At 41.7% G+C, this 22,286-nt stretch carries 23 protein-coding genes, 2 pseudogenes and 1 riboswitch; of the genes and pseudogenes, 11 read left to right on the top strand and 14 right to left on the bottom strand.

Going from position 1 to position 22,286, the window contains the following annotated elements:
• The first annotated feature begins 302 nt into the window (after nt 1-302).
• Both ACRRS1_RS09095 and ACRRS1_RS09090 read left to right on the top strand, forming a co-directional pair.
• A complete protein-coding gene (locus ACRRS1_RS09095) occupies nt 303-1,559 on the top strand; it encodes an outer membrane protein transport protein (protein ID WP_432467945.1) in 1,257 nt (418 codons plus the stop codon).
• A 100-nt stretch (nt 1,560-1,659) separates the two neighbouring features.
• On the top strand, nt 1,660-2,040 hold the full coding sequence (locus ACRRS1_RS09090; RefSeq protein ID WP_432453491.1) for a MerR family transcriptional regulator: 381 nt from the start codon (nt 1,660-1,662) through the stop codon (nt 2,038-2,040).
• Between the two features lie 21 nt (nt 2,041-2,061).
• Here ACRRS1_RS09090 and ACRRS1_RS09085 read toward each other — a convergent pair whose 3' ends face one another.
• Entirely contained in the window at nt 2,062-2,646 is a 585-nt protein-coding gene (locus ACRRS1_RS09085; RefSeq protein ID WP_432453492.1) for a thymidine kinase, read from the bottom strand.
• 43 nt (nt 2,647-2,689) lie between these two features.
• Nucleotides 2,690-4,258 (bottom strand): Na+/H+ antiporter NhaC family protein, encoded by a 1,569-nt coding sequence (locus ACRRS1_RS09080; protein ID WP_432453493.1) that lies wholly within the window; start codon nt 4,256-4,258, stop codon nt 2,690-2,692.
• A 59-nt stretch (nt 4,259-4,317) separates the two neighbouring features.
• A riboswitch (Lysine riboswitch) is annotated at nt 4,318-4,489 on the bottom strand.
• Between the two features lie 178 nt (nt 4,490-4,667).
• On the opposite strand from ACRRS1_RS09080, the gene ACRRS1_RS09075 reads away from it, so the two are divergent.
• Nucleotides 4,668-5,075, top strand: coding sequence for an H-NS family histone-like protein (locus ACRRS1_RS09075; protein ID WP_432453494.1), 408 nt, complete (start codon nt 4,668-4,670; stop codon nt 5,073-5,075).
• A 44-nt stretch (nt 5,076-5,119) separates the two neighbouring features.
• On the opposite strand, the gene galE is transcribed toward ACRRS1_RS09075, so the two are convergent.
• Entirely contained in the window at nt 5,120-6,133 is a 1,014-nt protein-coding gene (gene galE / locus ACRRS1_RS09070) for a UDP-glucose 4-epimerase GalE (RefSeq protein ID WP_432453495.1), read from the bottom strand.
• Between the two features lie 54 nt (nt 6,134-6,187).
• Nucleotides 6,188-6,862, bottom strand: coding sequence for a 7-carboxy-7-deazaguanine synthase QueE (gene queE / locus ACRRS1_RS09065; protein WP_432459182.1), 675 nt, complete (start codon nt 6,860-6,862; stop codon nt 6,188-6,190).
• Nucleotides 6,863-6,928: 66 nt separating this feature from the next.
• Here queE and queC point away from each other — a divergent pair, with 66 nt between their 5' ends.
• Both queC and rrtA read left to right on the top strand, forming a co-directional pair.
• Entirely contained in the window at nt 6,929-7,591 is a 663-nt protein-coding gene (gene queC, locus ACRRS1_RS09060) for a 7-cyano-7-deazaguanine synthase QueC (protein ID WP_432459180.1), read from the top strand.
• 39 nt (nt 7,592-7,630) lie between these two features.
• On the top strand, nt 7,631-8,206 hold the full coding sequence (gene rrtA, locus ACRRS1_RS09055) for a rhombosortase (protein WP_432467946.1): 576 nt from the start codon (nt 7,631-7,633) through the stop codon (nt 8,204-8,206).
• On the opposite strand, the gene pyrF is transcribed toward rrtA, so the two are convergent.
• The 6 genes from pyrF to cmk form a co-directional block, all read right to left on the bottom strand.
• Nucleotides 8,195-8,893, bottom strand: coding sequence for an orotidine-5'-phosphate decarboxylase (pyrF, locus tag ACRRS1_RS09050; RefSeq protein WP_432459178.1), 699 nt, complete (start codon nt 8,891-8,893; stop codon nt 8,195-8,197). The genes rrtA and pyrF overlap by 12 nt on opposite strands.
• A gap of 5 nt (nt 8,894-8,898) precedes the next feature.
• Nucleotides 8,899-10,068 carry a lipopolysaccharide assembly protein LapB gene (gene lapB / locus ACRRS1_RS09045; protein ID WP_432453500.1) on the bottom strand — a complete coding sequence of 390 codons (1,170 nt, stop codon included), beginning with the start codon at nt 10,066-10,068 and terminating at the stop codon, nt 8,899-8,901.
• Entirely contained in the window at nt 10,068-10,358 is a 291-nt protein-coding gene (locus ACRRS1_RS09040; protein ID WP_432453501.1) for a LapA family protein, read from the bottom strand. Before ACRRS1_RS09040 ends, lapB begins: the two co-directional genes overlap by 1 nt.
• Before the next feature lie 93 nt (nt 10,359-10,451).
• Complete coding sequence (locus tag ACRRS1_RS09035) at nt 10,452-10,736, bottom strand: integration host factor subunit beta (RefSeq protein WP_432453502.1); 285 nt, start codon at nt 10,734-10,736, stop codon at nt 10,452-10,454.
• Nucleotides 10,737-10,845: 109 nt separating this feature from the next.
• Nucleotides 10,846-12,519, bottom strand: a complete 1,674-nt coding sequence (gene rpsA / locus ACRRS1_RS09030; RefSeq protein WP_432456190.1) for a 30S ribosomal protein S1 — start codon at nt 12,517-12,519, stop codon at nt 10,846-10,848.
• 105 nt (nt 12,520-12,624) lie between these two features.
• Entirely contained in the window at nt 12,625-13,305 is a 681-nt protein-coding gene (gene cmk / locus ACRRS1_RS09025; protein WP_432459177.1) for a (d)CMP kinase, read from the bottom strand.
• Between the two features lie 663 nt (nt 13,306-13,968).
• Between cmk and ACRRS1_RS09020 the strand changes: the two genes are divergently transcribed.
• Nucleotides 13,969-14,160, top strand: a complete 192-nt coding sequence (locus ACRRS1_RS09020; protein ID WP_432453504.1) for a PEP-CTERM sorting domain-containing protein — start codon at nt 13,969-13,971, stop codon at nt 14,158-14,160.
• Nucleotides 14,161-14,225: 65 nt separating this feature from the next.
• On the opposite strand, the gene ACRRS1_RS09015 is transcribed toward ACRRS1_RS09020, so the two are convergent.
• The 4 genes and pseudogenes from ACRRS1_RS09015 to ACRRS1_RS09000 form a co-directional block, all read right to left on the bottom strand.
• Nucleotides 14,226-15,560, bottom strand: a complete 1,335-nt coding sequence (locus tag ACRRS1_RS09015) for a sigma-54-dependent transcriptional regulator (RefSeq protein ID WP_432467947.1) — start codon at nt 15,558-15,560, stop codon at nt 14,226-14,228.
• A 1-nt stretch (nt 15,561) separates the two neighbouring features.
• The gene (locus tag ACRRS1_RS09010; protein ID WP_432453506.1) at nt 15,562-16,605 is read right to left on the bottom strand and encodes a sensor histidine kinase; all 1,044 of its coding nucleotides are present in this window, start codon (nt 16,603-16,605) and stop codon (nt 15,562-15,564) included.
• 101 nt (nt 16,606-16,706) lie between these two features.
• Nucleotides 16,707-18,185, bottom strand: coding sequence for a sigma-54 dependent transcriptional regulator (locus tag ACRRS1_RS09005; RefSeq protein WP_432463033.1), 1,479 nt, complete (start codon nt 18,183-18,185; stop codon nt 16,707-16,709).
• 192 nt (nt 18,186-18,377) lie between these two features.
• Nucleotides 18,378-18,584 (bottom strand): annotated as a pseudogene (locus tag ACRRS1_RS09000) (transposase); the annotation flags it as partial.
• Between ACRRS1_RS09000 and ACRRS1_RS08995 the strand changes: the two are divergent.
• From ACRRS1_RS08995 to ACRRS1_RS08975, 5 genes and pseudogenes are all read left to right on the top strand, one after another.
• Nucleotides 18,585-18,879, top strand: a pseudogene (locus ACRRS1_RS08995) (hypothetical protein); the annotation flags it as partial. It abuts the pseudogene before it with no gap.
• Nucleotides 18,880-19,150: 271 nt separating this feature from the next.
• Nucleotides 19,151-19,990: a class I SAM-dependent methyltransferase gene (locus tag ACRRS1_RS08990; protein ID WP_432467948.1), complete on the top strand. Its 840-nt coding sequence runs from the start codon at nt 19,151-19,153 to the stop codon at nt 19,988-19,990.
• Nucleotides 19,991-20,000: 10 nt separating this feature from the next.
• Nucleotides 20,001-20,756, top strand: a complete 756-nt coding sequence (locus ACRRS1_RS08985; protein ID WP_432467950.1) for a phytanoyl-CoA dioxygenase family protein — start codon at nt 20,001-20,003, stop codon at nt 20,754-20,756.
• Between the two features lie 10 nt (nt 20,757-20,766).
• Entirely contained in the window at nt 20,767-21,429 is a 663-nt protein-coding gene (locus tag ACRRS1_RS08980; protein WP_432467951.1) for an acetyltransferase, read from the top strand.
• Nucleotides 21,426-22,106 (top strand): WbqC family protein, encoded by a 681-nt coding sequence (locus ACRRS1_RS08975; protein WP_432467952.1) that lies wholly within the window; start codon nt 21,426-21,428, stop codon nt 22,104-22,106. The genes ACRRS1_RS08980 and ACRRS1_RS08975 overlap by 4 nt, the downstream gene beginning before the upstream one ends.
• Nucleotides 22,107-22,286: the final 180 nt, after the last annotated feature.

The raw sequence follows: 22,286 nt of genomic DNA, 5'->3' as shown, positions 1-22,286 counted from the left end.
TAACATTCTCAATTAACATCAGCTTAACATTTTGTTCATTTTCTCTTAATCTGGTCAGAGGTCAGCTCACTAGAGGCCTGCTTATCTTTCGAGATTATTTGCAACTGTTTGTCAGCGCTTGATACAAAACAGAGCAAGTAGGGTCGAAGAATGCGACTTAAGCAAACAATCATTCACGGTGTTTGTTTGCTTTAAAAGTTCAGCTAAACCGTTTTTAGCCTGAAAAAATGGAGCAATATAGATAAGCAAAGCTTAACCAAGACCCATAACGATAAACTTTTGCCGTATTAGAGAGGGAAACGATGAAGATAAGGATATTGCCACTCGCGCTTATCACCGCATCAAGTGCACTAACCGCAACACAGATACACGCGGCAGGTTTTCAGTTAGTTGAACACTCCGCAAGCGGTTTAGGCCGCGCTTTTGCCGGAGAAGCTGCAATCGCCGACAATGCTGCAGTTCTCGCTCGTAATCCAGCAGCCATGTCGATGTTTGACAGCATTGCCGTATCTGGAGCGCTCAGCTACATCTCGCCCGACGTTTATGTAAAAGGTAACAATGGCGTAGCTAGTCTTGATAATGCCTTAAGCAATCAAGATGTCGCTCCTAGTGCACTGGTCCCTGCTGGATATTTCATTCAACCCTTGAATGACAAGTGGGCTTGGGGAGTTGGCCTATTTACCAATTTTGGGCTTTCAACCGAATACCCCAGTGACTATGCTGCAGGTAAGATCGGTGGTAACACCGAACTGGTGACAATGAGCTTTAACCCAAATGTGTCTTATCGAATTAATTCCCAGCTTAGCATTGGCGCCGGCGTAAATGCTGTTTACGGTACCGCCAAGCTGATCCGTAACTTTGGCAGTAGTAGTAGTCCCTTTCCCGCGACGGGTACCGCAGCCTCAGTAGAGGGTGATGGTTGGGGGTATGGCTGGAACATTGGTGCAATGTGGGAAATTAATCAAGACCACCGTTTTGGAGTGAGTTATCGTTCTAAAGTCGACTTGGACTTTGACGGGGATTACTTTTCAGAGATCCCTGAAGGCTTAAGTAGTAACCCCTATGGTACTGGGGGACAAGTGATCCCGGGAGAGCTCACCCTGAACCTGCCCGACATTTTTGAATTCTCTGGATATCACCGATTAAATCAGGCCTTTGCAATTCATTACAGCTACTTATGGACCGGTTGGAGCACCTTTCAGGAGATCAGAGCAACCAACTCTGAAGGCACGACGATGTTGCAAAAAGACGAGAAGTTTAGTAACTCTTATCGACTTGCACTGGGTGGCACTTGGTACCTGAACCCACAATGGCAGTTACGCGCAGGAATGGCTTACGACCAAAGTCCTTCGCGCACTCATAAAACCATCAGCATCCCCGATAATGATCGCTACAATTACGGACTAGGATTTACCTATAGCTTAAGTGAGTACAGTAGCTTCGATACCGGGTTTACTTATATACAAGGTAAAGAAGGTGGCTTTAACGAAGAAGGTGTAGAATTTATCTCAAAAGGCGATGCTTACATCTTTGCGATGCAATATAACCATAGCTTCTAGACATTTAAATTTAGGTAGTCAGTTAAGTCTGGCTACCTTTTACTGAGGCTTGAGCAAGCCCGTTAATTCCCCTCGAAAAGTAACCGTTAACAGAGGAAACATGAGTCGTAGCTCAACATTATTTACCATAAGTGAACTTGCCAAAGAATTTGCCATTAGTACCCGCAGTATTCGTTATTATGAAGACCAAGGATTGCTTGAGCCACAGCGCCTTGGCAACAAACGTCTCTATAACAAACATGACAAATTAAGACTCAAACTCACTTTAAGAGGTAAACGTTTAGGATTTTCGCTAAGTGAAATCAGAGAATTATTTAATCTTTACGATGCCAAACTAAATAACAGTGATGAGGTATTGCAATTGATCGAAAAAATAAAATCGAGAAAACACAGCTTATTGCAGCAATTAGAAGATATTCAAGTTGTATTAATGGAACTTAAATCTGCTGAGCGCCGTTGCCACGACGCACTCTCTAAATGACCCACCAAAGATCAATAAGCCTTAATGCTCTCCCGCATTCCCTTGAATAAAATGCTTACGACATAAAGAGACATAACGCTCATTACCACCAATTTCGATCTGTTTACCTTCATGAACCACCTGTCCATTGAGATCTATTCTGGCGTTGAAATGCCCTTTGTTGCCGCACCAACAAATACTTTTCAGTTCCTCAAGTTTATCTGCCAAGCATAACAGATGATAAGCCCCCTCAAACAACTCCCCTAAAAAGTCCGTTTTCAAACCATAAACCATGACTGGTATATTTAGCTCATCAACAACGTTTGCAAGTTGGTAGACTTGAGCGCGACTTAAAAACTGCCCTTCGTCAACTATCACCACATCTAAAGACTGTTGGCGCTGTTTAGTCAGTACTAATTCAAACAGATCTTGTTGTGTGCAAAAAGTTTCGGCACGCAGTGACAAGCCGACTCGAGCCTTGATGATCCCTTCACCATCTCTTGTATCCATTGCAGGAAGCAAAGCCAATGGGTTCATGCCTCGCTCCTGATAATTAAAATGAGCCTGAATTAATTGAGTCGATTTTCCCGAATTCATTGCCGCATATTTAAAATGTAATGAAGCCATCTACAACAAAGTCCCTAAAATTATTGTTCGATCTGCCTAGCCTTTAAGCTTTGACAGGTGTTTGCTGCAGATAATATAAACCCGCGGTGGAGATAGCAAATAAGCCTAGACCAATCGATAAGGCCGCCATCACATTTCCGGTGATTCCCATCACGATGTAACTAGCAATGCTGATCAATGCAACTAATAAAGCATAGGGAAGTTGAGTCGCCACATGGTCTAAATGATGACAGGCAGCACCTGTCGATGACAAAATAGTGGTATCCGAAATCGGCGAGCAATGATCACCAAAAACCGCCCCAGCTAACACCGCCGACAACATCGGCAATATGAGACTCACATCACTGGCCACCGCCATGTCTGCAGCAATGGGCAGCATAATACCAAATGTCCCCCAGCTGGTACCCGTAGCAAAAGCCATCACACCAGCAAGAATAAACAGCAACACTGGTAACATGCTTGGATCTATCGAACCAGTGAGTCTCGAGGCCAAGTATTTACCCGTCTCAATATCACCAATCACACCACTAATTGACCAAGCAAACAACAGAATAGCAATCGCCGGGCTCATCGCTTTAATACCAAGCCAGAGAGCATTAATAATCTGCTGCAGGCTTAAACTCTGTTTGGCAGCAAAGCCCATACTTAGCAACAATGCGGCAGCACCTCCAATCACCAGCGATAAAGTAACATCTGTATTTTCCAATGCCAGTAACAGGCTAAAGGAGACCTGCGATTCAATCGTTGCTGCACCAGTTACAACAAAACAGCTAAAAGTGACCAACGTTAATATGATGATCGGTAATACCAAGCCTAAAGGTGAGCCATTACTCGCTTGAAAGTCATGGTTTATGCTGCCTGGTGGCGTGCCCTTGGCTGGGTCAAATAACTGCCCCGCCGCGGCCGCATCTTCATGTTGCTTCATGGGACCAATATTCAGATTAAAATAGGCGACAGTTAGGGCCATTAGTAAAGCAAAAACTGCATAAAAATTTAAGGGAATCATGGTAGCAAAAGCCGCTAAGGGCGTAATATTGGTGATTCCATGACTGACTAACAAGCCTCCAACCAAAGCAATGATATAAGCGCCCCAACTCGATAAAGGCATCAATACACATACCGGCGCCGCAGTAGAATCCAATAAATAAGCAAGCTTGGCGCGCGAGACGCCCGCCTGATCGGTGAGCGGACGAGCGACACTGCCAACCGCCAAACTATGAAAGTAGTCATCCACAAATACCACAAAGCTTAATAAAGCAGTGGCGATGGTGGCATGGCGCTGAGTTTTAATTCTTCGTTTTGCCCATTCGGCAAAGGCTTGAGTGGAGCCAGCTGCACTCATTAAACTGGTCATCCCCCCCAGCAATAATAAAAACAGAATGATTTGCAAATTCCAGAAATTAGCTTCGCCCTCATCCCAAACCAAGCCTACAGCTAGTTGAGATAGATAAACAAAACTATCATTAATGGAGTAGTCACTGAGCAAATATGCACCACTTAAAATACCACAGCATAGGGCGGTAATAACGCGACGGGTTATTAGCGCCACTAATAAGGCAATAGTTGGCGGCAAAATTGACAATAAAGAATCTGAATAAGAAAGTGTTTGCATGGCTTCTCGGTCTATTATTTCTGAGAGCAAACCGAGCCCGCCGCACTTGATGCAGCTAAAAACCCTGTAGCTCTCCATAGTTTTTACTATGACAATGCAGCATCTATTAAATACTGCACCAGCAATCGGCGTTGATAGCACCTATTACTTCGGCACTGACCCCTTTTGTACAAAACCAATGGCATCACCCCATTTTGCACTACTTTTGGTCAGAGCACCTCTACATACTAGCGTTAGGAGCTGGATTTTACCCTTATATACAGAATTTTCAACCTAAACTTTAAAAGGAAAAAGCGACCTATTTAAATATTCATTTCATTATTTATAAAGACATAATTGACAAGCGCATAGATCTAATTAAAATTTAGATGTCGATTAAATAAAGCTAATTAATATAAGCGGGACAAACATGACCGATTTTATCAAAGTATTTTTAAATGCTAGAAGCCTGAAAGCGGCGACTAAAGAATTATCAATTGAACAGATAGAAGAAAGCTACAACAAGCTTAAATCTATTTTAGATGAACGTTACCAAGTTCGCGCTGAAGAAGAACAGCAACAACGAGAAAAACAAGAAAAATTAGAAAAATACAAAGCCTTACTAGAACAAGATGGCATCGATCCGAATGAATTATTATCGATGATTGAACAAGCTCCCGTTAAAGAAAGAAAAAAACGCGAGCCATTACCTGCAAAATATAAATTCGTAGACGAAAATGGCGAAGAGAAAACTTGGACCGGACAAGGCCGCACACCTTCACCGATTCAAAAAGCGATTAAAAATGAAGGCAAAACCAAAGCGGATTTCCTTATTTAAGTAATTGAAAAGCGAGCTTTAAAGCTCGCTTTTATTTATTATAGTTAAGCACTAAATCCTTGCGGATTTGCTTGCTGCCAGCGCCAAGAATCTTCAGCCATATTATCCAAGGTTAATTCTGCTTGCCAATCCAACTGTTGTTTGGCCAGACTCGGATCAGAGTAACACTTCGCAATATCTCCGGGACGACGAGCTGAAATTTGATAGTTGATCGTCACACCTGAGACTGCTTCAAAAGCTTTAATCATTTCCAGCACGCTATAGCCTTGTCCCGTGCCCAAATTATAGGTGACTAACCCAGGTTTAGTTGCTAACTTCGTAAGCGCCTTCAAGTGCCCCTTGGCCAAATCAACCACATGAATATAATCACGCACCCCAGTACCATCAACGGTATCATAATCATCACCAAAGACACTCAATTGTGCTAGGCGACCCACTGCAACCTGCGTAATATAAGGCACCAAATTATTAGGGATACCATTTGGATCCTCACCGATTAAACCCGATGGATGTGCACCAACTGGATTAAAATAGCGTAACAAAGCAATATTCCAACTATTGTCTGACGCATATAAATCCCCTAACATTTGCTCTACTATCAATTTAGAACGACCATAAGGATTTGTCGCACCAGTCGGAAAACTTTCTAAGATGGGAACCTCGTGTGGGTCGCCATATACCGTCGCAGAAGAACTAAATACTAAATTTTTAACCTGATACTTTGCCATCACTTCACATAAAGTTAAGGTTCCTGATACATTATTTTGATAATAATGCAAGGGTATCGTTGTCGATTCCCCCACTGCTTTTAAGCCTGCAAAATGAATAACCGCACTAATATCATGCTTACTAAAAACGGCATCTAATGCCGATTTATCCATAACATCAAGTTGATAGAAAATAGGTCTTTTTGTTGTTATTTGCTCCACTCGGTCGAGTGCGGCAAGATGTGAGTTACACAAATTATCGACCACAATAACCTCTTCACCTTGGGTCAATAACTCAACGACAGTATGACTGCCAATATATCCGGCACCACCAGTAACCAATATAGCCATAATAATCCTTAATTACGCTGAAATTTATTTAATTAGAAAGTAACAATAGACAGATTAATCTATTCCCAGATATTTATGGGTTTGTAATGACAAACGCCAGTTATTCTTAATACAAGTTTGAATGCATAATTGAGTGGCACGAGCTTGTTGGCTTATAGGTTGCAAACAAATCGTCAAATCTTTATCACCAGACACGCCAGACAACAATTCATGCAAATTCTCAATATCTTTTTCTCTGGCCACGGGATGCTTTATTTCATCAGCCCGCAACAAAGCTTGCTCAAGGATAGGCTTGCCTCCTTGCATCGCCACTTTGGGAGATACAGTGACCCAAGCCTTGCTACTAACTAAAATAGGGTAAGTGCCACTGGTTTCAACTTGCACCGTATAAGAACGTTGTAACAAGCGTTCACAAAGGTCTCTCAAATCATAAATACAGGGCTCACCACCAGTAAGCACCACATGCGTTGCCGAATACGTTTGTAATTGTGCCACTAAGTTCTCTACAGAAGCATTGGCCCAACGCGGCTTATCCCCAGACACACCGATAATCTCACCAAACTCGCACTGTTGTGAGGGTTCAAACCCCCAAGTATGCTTTGTATCGCACCACGAACAACCAACATCGCATCCTTGCAAACGAATAAATATAGCGGGAACGCCAGTGTAGTAACCTTCTCCTTGAATGGTTTCAAAAATTTCATTGATCGGTAAATAGCGTTGCGACATTTGTATCCTAATAGATAATAAGCGAGAATCTAACTCTGTATTAAAACACATTTTAAAGAGCAAACAATGAAAGAAAAAGCCGTTGTTATCTATTCTGGTGGAATGGATTCTTATACCGTGCTGCATAAAACTTTACAGCAAGGCTTACAAGCTTATGCCTTAAGCTTTAATTATGGACAACGCCATCTCAAAGAGCTCGACTTTGCCAAAAATGTTTGCTCAGACTTAGCAATTGACCATAAGATTGTCGATATTAGTAGTATCAATCAGTTACTTGCTGGCTCTTCGCTCACTTCAGACATCGATATACCGGAAGGCAATTATCAAGAAGAATCCATGAAATCGACAGTGGTCCCTAACCGCAACATGATTTTACTGTCGTTAGCAATAGCTTATGCCGTTTCAATCGGTGCGAAAAAAGTCTTTTACGGCGCGCATTCTGGAGACCATGCCATCTACCCTGACTGCCGTCCAGAATTCGTCAAAAAAATGAATGATGTTAGTCTTATCGCCAACTATCAGGCAGTTGAGGTAATAAGCCCCTACCTAGAACTATCCAAAGTAGAAATCCTAGCAGATGGCTTAGCGATGAAACTAGATTATAGCAAAACATGGACTTGCTATAATGGCAGAGAGCAAGCCTGCGGTAAGTGTGGCGCCTGTCAGGAAAGACTAGAAGCCTTTCACTTAAATCAAGTCACCGATCCGATAGACTATGAGATGGGATAATCCAATTGCGCGCTTTAACCCTGCAAACTATGGACTTTAATGTTTAAACTAATCCTAAAGCAACATTGGTTCTTATGGCTCATGTTAAGTGTTTCGTGGTTATTGTTACCCCATGCCGATACCGCCAGTTGGCAACGTAGCGCCATTTTAGGTGGTCACTATTGGCGCCTACTAAGTGGTAACTTTTGCCATAACAATTTTACCCATTGGCTGATGAATATTGCGGCCCTCATCCTCATTTATTTTTGTTACAATGATCGCCTCTCTAACCGGCAGTTTTTACAATTAAGTTTAATTATTTCTGGTTTAGGGGGCTATGCCCTACTTTATGGACCTTACAGCGAGTATGTTGGTTTGTCAGCTCTCATCCATGGCTTAATCGCCTATGCGGCCTGTATTGATATCATCAAGGGCAGAGCAAAAATTGGGATGGTTGTTGTGCTAGGCTTAGCGATGAAACTATTATTCGAACAAATCTATGGTGCTGACCCATGGATAAAACAAATGATAGGCATCGATATCGCTATTGATGCTCATCTCATCTATACCTTAATTGGCCTTAGCCTAGCACCACTATCATGGCTGCCTTTATGGCGAAACCGTTCAGTCCAATAGCTGCTGGTTAATTGACGACAACACTTGTGCCGGCGATTCTGCTTGAGTTATCGGTCGGCCAATTACTAAATAGTCGGAACCGACAGCCATCGCTTGCGAAGGTGTCATGATTCGTCGTTGATCGCCTGGAGCGCTCCCCTCTGGTCGAATACCAGGCGTAACCAGTGAAAAATCATTACCTAACATCGCCTTCAATGCAGCGGCTTCTTGCGCAGAACAGACCACCCCATCAAGACCACACTGCTTGGCTAAGGTCGCAAGGCGCTCAACTTGCTGCTGCGGATCTAAATCAATCCCTATCTCAGCTAAATCGGCTTGCTCCATACTGGTTAACACCGTAACCGCTATTAGCTTAGGTTTTTTGTCACCAAATGGCACTAATGCCGCTTTGGCTGCTTCCATCATTCTGCGGCCACCGCTAGCATGAACATTCACCATCCACACCCCGAGCTCAGCCGCTGCTGCAACAGCCTTAGCCACTGTATTGGGGATGTCATGAAATTTAAGGTCAAGAAACACCTCAAACCCTCGTTGATGAAGCTCTTTCACTAAATGCGGACCAAACAAGGTAAACATTTCTTTACCCACCTTGAGTCGACAAGAGCCGGGCTCTAATTGTTCAACAAAGGCCATACATTGCTTTAGATCGGCATAATCTAAGGCGACTAATACTTTCGGATCTTGCATTAACTCTATTCTCCATCTAACCCGACTATCGGTTTCACTGTGCCCCAGCTTTTACACGAGGGACAGTGCCAATAAATAGAATGCGACGAAAATCCACAACGTCGACATTGATAATGAGGTTTAATTTTTAACTGTTGGGTCACGAGGCTTCTTAGTACCTGTAAGCTCTGCTTGGCTTGGCCTTCTTCAGCAGAATCAAGATGAAGCCCCATTAAATGATGAAATCCTTTCATAGTAGGGTGGCGCTTTAATTCGTCAACCAAGAAATCTTGAGCTTGTTCAGCACCATTCATTTCTTGATATAACGCGGAAAGCTCAACGACCACACTAGCACTCCCTTTAATCGCAAGGCTATATTCCAAAAATTCCCGGTAATATTCAGGCTTTGCTAACTGCTCACTACATCGCTTATAAATGGCTAAAGCATCAGGAGCAAAATCAATATCTTGTTCTGGGATCTGATTAAGATATTTTAACGCAGTCTTATAATCCCCTTGGCTGGCTTGAATTTGCGCCAAATGGAGACTTGCACGAACACAATTTTTATCGCTAGATAAAGCTTTCTTAAGCAAGGCTAAACTCTTGGAGGTTTTGCCTGCCGTTTCATACTCTTGAGCTTGTTCACAATAAAAATGAGCGATTTGTTGGGCCACATCTGAAAGATCTTTAGGGCTAAGTTTCTTCGCAATATCGATGGCTTGCTGCCACTCTCGGGTTTGCTGGTAAATATTCAACAACTGCTTAAGTGCCAACTGCCGATAGTCAGGCTCGTCTTGCAATTCCAACAATAAGGCTTCTGCGCGGTCGAATAAACCTGCGGCAAGATAGTCTTTCGCAAGTTGTTGTAGGGCTAAGTTACGCTGTTCAATATCGATCCCTTCTCGGGCGATAAGATTCTGATGAATGCGAATAGCTCGGTCAACTTCTCCGCGTTGTCGAAAAAGGTTACCTAAGGCGAGGTGAGTATCGATGGTTTCGGCATCAACCTGAAGCAAGTCAATAAATAAATCGACCGCTTTGTCAGACTGATTGGCTAAGAGTAGATTTAAACCTTCAACATATTGTTTAGAAACATGATTGGCTTGTTGTTGTTGATTTTGTCGAACACTGCGCTGGCCCATATACCAGCCGTAGGCCGCAGCAACAGGTAATAGCAAAAACAACAAGCCAAGCATTAATTATCCTTGACCGTCTCGTTCTGCAACTTATTCAACTGTTTCTGCTGCTTAACTAAACGTCGCTTCAAGCTGACTTTTTCTATCCGAATACGGGTATAAAAAGCTAACAAGAACAACAAGCAACAAACGAAGCCACTAATAAAGAGGCCAGCCATTAACCATGATAGCCGTATACTTGATTCTGCAATAAGATAATTTACGCTCACGATCTGTTCGTTTTGAGCGCCAAGCGCTAAAGCAAGCACAAACAATACAACTAAAAGTAAGGTAGAAAATATCGCCTTCACACAACCTCCTAAGCCAAATAAAAGCTAGGGAAATTATGCAGTAATCACCTTAATTTAACCAGCCAAGATCGTCTATTTGTACAACAAACAATACTATAGACCTATATTTACTCGTTCTCTTAATTCTTTACCGGGTTTAAAGTGAGGCACGTGCTTTCCAGAGAGTTCGACTTTTTCACCCGTTTTAGGATTTCGCCCAACCCGTGGTGCTCTAAAATGCAGAGAAAAACTACCAAAACCACGGATCTCAATCCGATCGCCTTCCTGCAAAGAGCTAGTCATTTGCTCTAGAATTTCTTTAATCGCCGACTCAATTTCTTTACTGGTAAATTGAATATGTTTACTCGCGAGTATTTCAATCAAATCAGATTTAGTCATGGATTCTCCAAGCTATTGATAAAGGGAACTTATACCAGTGTAGATAAAGAACTTGGGGGGGACAAGTCCCCCCCAATATTCAATCAATTAAATCTATAAGATTTGTTGATTATTCGCCTTTAAGCGCTGATTTGAACGCGTCAGCCATTGCGTTACCAATCTGAGCATCTTCTTTCTTGTTCAGAGTAGCCATTGCTTCTTTCTCATCCGCTTCATCTTTAGCACGGATAGAAAGGCTGATTACGCGATTCTTACGGTCAACACCAACAAACTTGGCTTCAAGCTTGTCGCCAACAGAAAGAACCAGTGAAGCATCTTCAACACGGTCTCGGCTTACATCACCAGCACGTAAGTAACCTTCAACACCACCAGCTAGTTCAACAGTTGCACCTTTCGCATCAACTTCAGTCACGGTACCGTTAACTAGAGCACCTTTCTTAAGATCTGCAAGGTAGTTGTTGAATGGGTCTTCAGCAAGCTGCTTAACACCTAGGCTAATACGCTCACGTTCTGCATCAACTTGTAGTACAACAGCTTCGATTTCGTCGCCTTTCTTAAAGTCGCGAACCGCTTCTTCACCTTGAGCATCCCAAGAGATGTCAGATAAGTGAACAAGGCCGTCAATACCGCCGTCAAGGCCGATGAAGATACCAAAGTCAGTGATAGACTTGATCTTACCTGAAACTTTGTCGTTTTTATCATGAGTGCTAGCGAATAGCTCCCATGGATTAACTTTACACTGTTTCAAACCAAGCGAGATACGACGACGTTCTTCGTCAATATCAAGTACCATAACTTCAACAAGGTCACCCACGTTAACAACTTTAGATGGGTGGATGTTTTTGTTAGTCCAATCCATTTCAGAAACGTGAACTAGACCTTCAACACCGTCTTCGATTTCAACGAAACAACCGTAGTCAGTTAAGTTAGTTACGCGACCTTCAAGACGAGCACCTTCTGGGTAACGGTTAGCAATTGCTACCCATGGATCTTCACCCAACTGTTTAAGACCTAGAGATACACGTGTGCGCTCACGGTCAAACTTAAGTACTTTAACGTTGATTTCATCACCAACATTAACAATTTCGCTTGGGTGCTTAACGCGTTTCCAAGCCATGTCAGTGATGTGTAGAAGACCGTCAACACCGCCAAGATCAACGAATGCACCGTAGTCAGTAAGGTTCTTAACGATACCTTTAACTTCTTGACCTTCTTGTAGGTTCTCAAGAAGTTGATCACGTTCAACACTGTTTTCAGTTTCGATAACAGCACGACGAGATACCACAACGTTGTTACGTTTCTGGTCAAGCTTGATAACTTTAAATTCAAGCTCTTTGCCTTCTAGGTGAGCGGTATCGCGAACTGGGCGAACGTCAACTAGTGAACCAGGCAAGAATGCACGGATGGTGTTAACTTCAACTGTAAAGCCGCCTTTAACTTTGCCATTGATGATACCAACAACCGTTGCTTGCTCTTCGTAAGCACTCTCAAGTTGGATCCACGATTCATGACGTTTCGCTTTTTCGCGAGAAAGAACAGTTTCACCGAAACCATCTTCTACTGCGTCAAGGGCTACATCAACTTCCGCGCCGACTTCAATTTCTAATTCACCAGCAGCATTTTTAAACTGCTCGGCAGGAATTGCAGATTCTGACTTCAGGCCAGCGTCTACTAATACCATACCGTTTTCGATACCTACTACAGTACCTTTAACAATAGAACCAGAACGAAATTCCAAATTCTGTAGAGACTCTTCAAAGAGTTGAGCAAAAGATTCAGTCATTTTATAATTTACACATATAGAAACGGCCACTCAGCAATCCCGCTAAATGGGGTTAATAATAAACACCTATTTCATCCATGTTATAGGCGCACCAAGTCCCAGTGATTACTGGGTTAATTGTTTGTCGATAAAATCTATCGACATTGAAACGACGTCATCAATAGAAAGTGACGTAGAATCAATGACTAACGCATCTTGAGCAGGAACTAAAGGAGCAACCGAACGGTTTCTATCTCGTTGGTCTCGTTCTTCAATTTCGCTCAAAAGGTGGTCAAAACTAACATCAAAGCCTTTATCTTGCAACTGATTATAACGTCGTTGCGCGCGTTCTGCCGCACTAGCGTCCAAAAAAATCTTAGCGGGAGCATCAACAAATACCACTGTTCCCATATCGCGACCATCGGCAATCAAACCGGGTGCAGCTTTAAAGCCACGTTGACGCCGCAGCAACGCTTCCCTTACTCGCGGAAAAGCGGCCACTTTAGATGCTGCATTCCCCGCGGTTTCCTGGCGAATTTCCAAAGAGACATCTTCACCTTCTAAAATCACGATGGTTTGACCATCCTGCGCTTCAAAACGGACATCTAAATGTGCGGCTAATAAACTCAAGGCCTCTTCATTGTCTAATTCTACGTTATGATGAATGGCCGCAAGCGCCAATACCCGATAAATGGCACCGCTATCTAACAATTGCCATTGATAATGCTTCGCTAAACGTTGGCATAGAGTTCCCTTACCTGCCCCACTTGGACCATCGATAGTCACTACCGGAACGTTTTGAGTCATCAGTCCCCCTCAACATGAAACAACATGAGCCTAAAAGGCCCCAGCTAAAAATGCGCCTCATTGTACGTGAAATGGAAATATTTCGCTTCAGCTTTTTTGATAACAAGCACATTTTAATAAAAAGTTACGAGCCAGCCAGAATAAAAACCTTATACATCAATGATTTTGATTTAGATAACACGTAAAAACAAAAGAAACTATAAATTAAAAAGCTTATATAAAAATTCAATAAAGATGATTAATTTTCGATGAAAAATTTCCTTTGATCGCGACAGTTTTGTTACTTGTTTCACACCCCCTTTCTGCCAATATTACCACCACAGCCTCTGGCGGCAATACGTGGCAGCAGGAGCAATTCGCAAGAGGTTCTGGCTTAACCAATCAATATCTTGTTAGTCAAAGTGGCAACATCACTATCAACAATGCCAATTGCTGTTGGTAACCCCGCAACCAGTCCACATATCTTTACACCTCAACGAGGGTCTGAGATGGCTTATCCTAGGGCGTTAATGACGATGAAAACTTTGACATACTATTTCAGGCGCTTGCCTCTGGCGATGAAGACGACTCGAAAGCCAGTACCTTCACCATCAACTTTTTCAATGATGAGAGCAATATCGGCCAAACGATGTTCACCACCGCTTCTTCAATATTGAGTTATTTATGGGTTTTATCAACGCCCCCTTCAACAAAATTCAAGTCAGAGAACAAGACGGCGCAACCCACAGCAACGAGTATTTCCAACTTTATACTCTCAGCATAGGCACAAGCTCAGTTCCTGAGCCACAAACAATCCTGCTTATGGCACTTGCTTTGATTTTCCTTGGCGGTTTTAGGCTTAAGCAAACAGCCTAGCGCATGCATGATGTTGGTGCTTAAGTCTTCAACCTACCAACACCGGTAGGCCGATGCACTTAAAGTTAAGCTGGCAACTCAATCCCCGAGTCTTTAATTCGAGCCAGTTTATAACGTAAGGTTCTTGGGCTAATTCCTAACTTTTCGGCCACATCTTTACGCTTTCCTTTGCAGGATTTTAGCGTCTCTAAAATAATCTGTTGCTCCTGCTGACGCAATTCATTACCTAAAGGCTCGCTATTGGCGGTTGATTCAGCCAGTACCGATTGTATTTGACTGGGTTCTAATTGGTTCTCGATCACCAAGCAGTCACTATCAATTATTTCGGCATTAGCCAAGATAAGCGCCCTTTGCATTACATTGTCCAGTTCTCGTACATTGCCCGGCCAGCTATGGTTTAATAACTTATGTTGGGCACTTAAACTCAGCTCACAGTGACGTTTACTATGACGAAACAGCAAATGCTGCGCCAGAGGTAATATGTCGCCGGGACGCTGATTCAGAGGCCGCCACGATAATGGAAACACGTTTAAACGATAATACAAGTCTTCTCTAAATCGTCCTTGACTAACAATCTCACGCATATCTCGGTTGCTGGTTGCGATAACACGTACATCAAGTTGGATCATCTTGCGGCTGCCTAAACGCTCTACTTCTTTCTCTTGCAACACCCGCAGTAACTTGGCTTGCAAAGCAAGATCCATCTCGCTGATTTCATCCAACAAAATAGTCCCGCCCTGCGCCTGCTCAAACTTGCCAGGACAGGCTTTAATCGCCCCGGTAAAAGCGCCTTTTTCATAACCAAATAACGTGGCTTCCAACATATTTTCCGGAATAGCCGCGCAGTTAATCGCAACAAAGGGCTGCTCGGCGCGTGCCGAGCTATCGTGAATATAACGTGACAGTACTTCTTTACCTGCACCACTAGGGCCACTAATCAAGACAGAGGCTTCTGATGCAGCCACCTTTTTGCTCAACTCTAATAAGGCTTCGGTAGATGGATCACCGTAGATAGGCTCCCGCTTTTCAACCTTAATTGATGGCGCGTAACGCCCAACCTGATTGAGTAAAACTTCAGGTGCAAAGGGCTTTGATAAGTAGTCGATCGCGCCATCACGCATCGCCGAAACCGCATCATCAATTTTTGCATAAGCAGTCATCAGCAATACTGGGAGTTGTGGCCATTTCTGTTTGATATTTTTTAATAAATTCAAACCATCCATACCGCCCATTTGCACATCACTAATCACCAGATCAATCGGTTCATCAGCGAGCGTGAGTAAGGCCGCCTCAGCACTATTCGCCTGTTCACATAAATAACCCGCCAAAGACAGAGTATCCACCAAAGCTTCACGAAGACCAGAATCATCTTCTACGATGAGAATTCTAGATTGACTCATATTATTGCCCTCCCACAGCAAGCTCATGATGATAAGGTTCAGCAAGTGGTAAGCTCACCAAAAAACGAGTCCCTAATGGAGTATCCTCTAAACAAATATCGCCTTGATGAGCCTTAACCACCGATTTCACAACGGCGAGACCTAAACCTGTACCATTTTGCTTGGTCGTATAAAAGGGTTCAAAAATCTTATCCGCTTGGTCCATAGCTATCCCTCCGGCTTGATCTTCTACTGCAATCACCAACATATGCTCCCTCAATCCAGCCGAGACTCGGATCTCTTGACCTTCTTCACTAAGTTGCGCTGCATTTTCAATAAGATTCGCGAGCGCCGACACCAAAGCGTTCGCATTCACCAGAATATCGATCTCTTGCGGACAACAAACGATACTCAACCGCACTTTATATTGGCGAACACAAGCATCAGTTGCCGCCTGCAACTGCTCCAATAGTTGTTGAACGGACACCGTACTCACAACCATTTTTTGGCCGCTTTTAGCAAATAACAACATGTCATTGACCTGCGTTTCTAAATCATTTAAACGGGCCATCATTTTGATTTGAAAGCTTTCTCGAGACGCATCGGATAAGGTTTTATTAGAAAGATTTGAGCCATATAGCATTGCTGCGGAGAGTGGGGTTCGAATTTGATGGGCTAATGACGCAACCATATTACCAAGTGCTGACATTCGCTGGAGCTTTGCAACATTCGCCTGCAATTGCCGAGTATGAGTCATATCAGTGAGAACAATGAGTTGGCCTTGCGTATCTTGTAATGGGGACAAGCTCAACTTAACTCGCCGCCCATCAACCAGAGATAACTCGTGACCATCATCGGCTTTCGGTGCAAATAATTTGGGAACGGCTTCTGCCCATCGCCGCTGCTCAATATCATCTCCCAGCAGTTGTTTAGCGACTGGATTAGCGCGAGAGACAAAACCTTTATTGTCTAGCAAGATCAAGCCAGAGGGCATTACATCAAAAATTTGAGCGAGATTATGCTCAGAAAGACTAGCTGGTTGCTGTTGTATAAGTACTGAAGGCATGACAATTGCTCCGCGTCATAAAACCGTTATCAGTACTTGTACAATCAAATATCATGCCACAAAAAAAAGACTATTATTCAGTGCATTACATGGGAAATAACTCAACCGTCTTTATTTAAACCGTATTTTCGCATCTTTTCTACGAGGGTGGTTCGGCGCATCCCTAGTTGCTCGGCGGCGCGAGCCACAACCCCATCTTGCTGCTCAAGTGCTTGACGGATCAGGTCGACTTCCAATTCAGCCAATAACTCTTTCAAGTTGACACCTTCATCTGGTAATTGCTGCCCTCCTCCCCAGCCATCGTCCGCCAATTCGACCTCATCTTCGACCGGAAATAACAGTTCTGGGTTTGGCTCTGAAAATACCGAAGCATCTTCATCACTAAATATCGCGAGCAAGGCATCTCGTTCGGCTAACTCAGGACTATAATTGGGTTCGTAAACATCAGCCTCAATATGCCGATACTTAGGTGGTAAATCATTCACATCAACGATCTGATTTGGATGCAAAATCAACAAGCGTTCGACTAAATTCGATAGCTCACGAACATTACCCGGCCACTGATGTTGCATCAAGGACTCCACCGCTCGTTGCGTAAAACGCACTACGGCAGCATGTTCTTCCTCATGGCGATTGACTAATTCCTGCAATAATAGTGGAATATCATCTTGGCGTTCCCGTAACGAAGGCATTTCAATAGGAAAAACATTCAAACGATAATATAAGTCTTCTCGAAACTTCTCTTGCTCGATCATTCGTTCTAATTTACGGTGAGTAGCCGCCACGACTCTGACATTAGCGTGAATCTCTTTACTACCACCAACTCGCTCAAACTGGCGCTCCTGTAATACTCGCAGTAATTTAACCTGCATTGGCATTGGCATATCACCAATTTCATCGAGGAACAGCGTCCCCCCTTCGGCTAATTCAAAACGCCCCTTACGCATAGCAAAGGCGCCAGTAAATGCGCCTTTTTCATGCCCAAACAACTCACTCTCGAGCAGATCAGGAGGGATCGCCCCGCAATTAATTGGAACAAACGGACCACCACTACGCGGTGAATGGTCATGAATCGCCTTCGCAACCACCTCTTTACCGGTACCTGATTCACCAAGGATCAGTACATTGGCTTCTTTACTTGCTACCTGTTCAATTAGATGGCGGATCTCTTGAATAGCTATCCCTTTACCAATCAAGTTTTGCTTTAACCTTTCGCTTTTCGCTGGCGAGACTTTACCGGGTAAATGAGTCAGATAAGCATCGCAATGATGTAATAGCTGAGTCAGCTGCTCATAACTGAAAGGACGGTCTAAATGGCCAATTAAGTTTGGTACTGTATCAATCGCGTCACCATCACCAACACTAATAAAAGGGCACTGAGGAAACTGGCTGATAATATCAAATGCCTGAGGGGTCTCATTACTGATAACAATAACCGTTTCAATGCCGTTGAGTTGCTGTTCAATACTGCTACGCTCACAAATGCTAAACTGTTGACCAATAAAACCCAGCACCGTTTCAAGCTCTTTTGCTCGCGTCGGCTCTCCATCCAACACTAAAACCATTTTGGATGCTTGCATCCCTAATCTCTGCATATAATCTCAGCTACCTTGCGACATCACATTTTCTATATCGATTGCAACTATTGTAAACAGGCGTCAAAAATTCGCAAGCCATAAGCCACAAAACCGACAAAAATATGACGCTCGCTTAAACTAGAAAATTATAGAGCAATAACATCCCCATCATTGCATAGTTAATCTGAGATCGGTTTAAGCCATTGCCGTTAGACCCGTTTTTTCAACAGGGGGATTTAGTGATGACTTTTCTGGCTTTAAGCAATAGGCAATCAAGCCACCCAAAAGATTGAGCATAAATCCGTGTAAACTTCGATAACGAGAATGCTATATTTGAGCAATATTTTTCAATTGAGCGTTAATCGTTTCAATAATGAAACGCTTAGAGAGCATTGCTCTATCTCAAACATGGGAGACATAGGCGCATGCTGGAACAATGCGGTAGCCGAACGATTATTTAGCAGTTTAAAGCTCGATTTGGGTTAATCTCTTTCTTTAAAAAAGAATATATGAACACTGCTAAATATGATCTTCAAATCGATCATTCATAAGTGTTCAGAACGTTCGCGAGCTTGCCTTGCAGGATGTGGTTACTTACACGAAATATTACAACTTAGAGTGGCTTCATTCAGCCAACGGTGATCAGTTATCCGTAGAGCTTGAAAATACTAAATTAAAAGTGTCCAATTTAAGTTAACCAGAACACTGTGTTGTATTGTTTCCAGTTAACGATGTTACCTTTTGCTTCGCCCATGATGCGACCAGACTGTTTCGGTTTAACGATCAGATCGCGAAAAGGCTAGAAGGTTCAATCTTATTTGAGCAACAACGCCCCTGAATACTATTAGTACTACCCGTCAAACAAACTTATATCTACTCAAAAAATACGACTAACCCGACTTGATTCGCGAGTCTATCGCTCATATATTAAATAAATAGCTATTTATGATTCACATCACAGGTGCTCAATGTCAGAAGCTACTCATAATCAAACTCTAAATTCTAATAGAGAAATCCATACTCTACTTCTTAAAAATGGTGACTATCAAAGAAGTCCACATTTTAGACAGGAAAATCAAGATAAGGTAAGAAACATCATTATGGCATTGATAAAGAATGGAGCGGGGACAAAACGCTTAATAGACTTTGGTTGTGGAACAGGTTTCATCATAAACTTAACCAAAGACTTGTTTGATGAAGTTCATGGTGTAGACATAACTCAAGAAATGATGGATGAGGTTGATATATCAAATGGCAACATCACTTTAACTAACAGTATTGCTGAAGCAACGCCTTACCCAGATAATAGTTTTACTTTTGCAACAGCTTATTCATTTATGGACCACTTAGCTAACTATGAAATATTTCTGGAGGAAGTTTATAGAGTATTAGCCAGCAATGGCGTATTTTATACAGATTTAAATCCAAATAGAATGTTCATTCAAGCACTAGAACGCGCTGAGAAAAAAGATATAACGCACAATTCAATTATAACCCGAGAAATCCAGGCAGGGCTTCATAATGGTTCTCATTATGAAAAGAAATTCGGCATTGACCCAGAACTGTTAGCTAAAGCAGAACCTATAAAAACTTATAAAAAGGGATTTCTCGAAAGTGAAGTGCGACATATAGCAACGAAAATCGGATTCAAGGAATGTCATATCGAATATGAATGGTACATAAACCAAGGTTCAATATTTCATAATAATAGTCCTGAAGAAGCAGAAAAAATAAATCAATACCTAACGTCACTTTTACCCATGTCATCCTCTCTGTATAAATATTTAAGAATAATTTTGGTTAAATAGGAATGTAAACATGAAAACAAACGAAGATTTTATGAAAAATGGAATTTCAATAATCCCTTCAGTTTTGTCAATTGATTTAATTTCAAAACTAAAATGTGAATTACTACAAGCGACAGAAAAAAACCTTCGTTCAAATAGTGATCGTTTTGATAAAGGTATGGTTCACAATTGTATGATACATGGTGAAAACCTTCTTAAACTACTAGATCATCCTATTTTGTATAAATATGTTTCTATCTTTTTAGATAATTCGAGTATTGTTTATGCTTATCAGTCATCCACCCTTTTCCCTAAAAGCAAAAACTATGGAAGCCGAATACATGTAGATTGCCCTAGGTTCATTGAAAACTATATAACTAACATCGGGGTGATTTTTCCTTTAGATGACTTCAATATCGACAATGGTGCAACACTTTACCTTCCTGGTTCTCACCTAAAGAAAAACATTCCAGATGAAAATACATTCTATAAAAATGCTAAACAAGTCGTATGTAAAAAAGGGGATATGATCATTTTTAATGCTAGGCTCGTTCATGCTGCGGGAGAAAACATAACCAACCAAGGAAGATATGCACTAACGATCAATTTTTGCCGCTCATATATGCGACAACGATTTGATTTTCCAAGACTAGTACCAGAAGAAATGATAAGCCAATTAGGTAATATAGGAAAGCAATTCTTAGGTATGAATGTTAGAGTACCTACCTCACTGAAAGAATTTTATTTACCTGAAGAAATTCGACTTTATAAGTCTGGTCAAGGATAGAGGATATAAAATGGACATTGTCATCTATGGAATAGGAGACTTAGCCAAGTTACTCACACAATATATCAATAATTCAAATTCAAAGCATAATAGTATAATAGCATATACCGCCGATAAAAAATACTGTATTAAAAATAGTGCATATGGAAAGCCCCTAATACCATTTAATGATTTGTCATCCATAATCTCGACCAGCAACACAAAAATATTACTAGCGATAGGGTATAAAAACATGAGAATCAGGAAAGAAGCTTTTGATATTATAAAATCAAAAGGCTATTCAATGGCAAGTTATGTTAGTGAAAGTGCACATATCGATTCATCAGTTAAGTTAGGAGAGAATAGCATTATATTTCCTGGAACGATAATAGAACCATTTTGTAATATAGGAGATAATAATATCTTATGGTCGGGAGCAACAATCTGTCATGATTGCATAATTGGAGATCACAACTTTATTGCTGCCAATGCTACTCTAGGAGGAAAAACTTACTTAGGTAACAGCTGCTTTATTGGATTCAACGCAACAATTATTCAACAACTCGAAATTACCGATGAAACACTAATTGGCGCAGGTTCTGTAGTTGTTAGCTCAACCGAACCAAACACCAAATACTATGGGGTACCAGCAAAGCCTATTGAAAAGCATATATCATCAGGAATAATGATATGAAAGTTATATCTATTTCACAATCTAATTATATTCCATGGCGTGGTTATTTTGATATTATTGCTCGTTCAGATATATTTGTTATATACGATACAGCTCAATACACTAAAAATGACTGGCGTAACAGAAATAAAATATCAACAAAACAAGGCTCTCAATGGTTAACCATTCCTGTTAAACACAAACATTTAAATCAAAGCATTTACTCAATAGAAATACATAACGATAAATGGAACAAAAAACACTGGAAAACACTTGAGCAAAATTATAAAAACCACCCACACTTCGATGAATATCATTCTAGATTCAAGCCTATATATCAGCAAGATTGGAAATATTTGTCAGAGCTAAATTATGCATTAATCTTAGAAATAAACAAATGCTTAAACATTAAAACAAAAATACTAAATTCGAATGAATTACAAATCCCACCAAACACAGATAGAAACCAAAAAATTGTAGACATGTGTAAAATATTAGAGGCAGACATATATCTTAGTGGTCCTGCAGCCAAGGGGTATATAAACAATAGGCTATTTGCAGAAAAATCAATAGAGGTACAATGGATGGATTACTCTCATTATTCTAACTACCCACAAGTAAATAAAATCGATGATGAAAACCTATCAATTATAGATTTAATTTTCAATGTTGGACCAAATTCAAGAGATTACATTTAAATCTGGAGGGTCCCCAGGGTATCCGCATCAGTAGTTATAATTTACGCGGACCTAAATCCAGCCACAAGAAAGCGGAGTTCATTATGCTGCGCGTTCTGTTTCATCAATATTCTAATCTTAGTTGACCCTAGAACTACTTCTAGACACACGACTAAGTACAATGCACAAGTGGCAAGAGTG

The sequence above is a fragment of the Agarivorans sp. Z349TD_8 genome, assembly GCF_050870825.2.
GTDB lineage: Bacteria > Pseudomonadota > Gammaproteobacteria > Enterobacterales > Celerinatantimonadaceae > Agarivorans.
The sequence above is the reverse complement of the archived record's forward strand: the minus strand, read 5'-3'. Positions and strand labels throughout refer to the sequence as shown.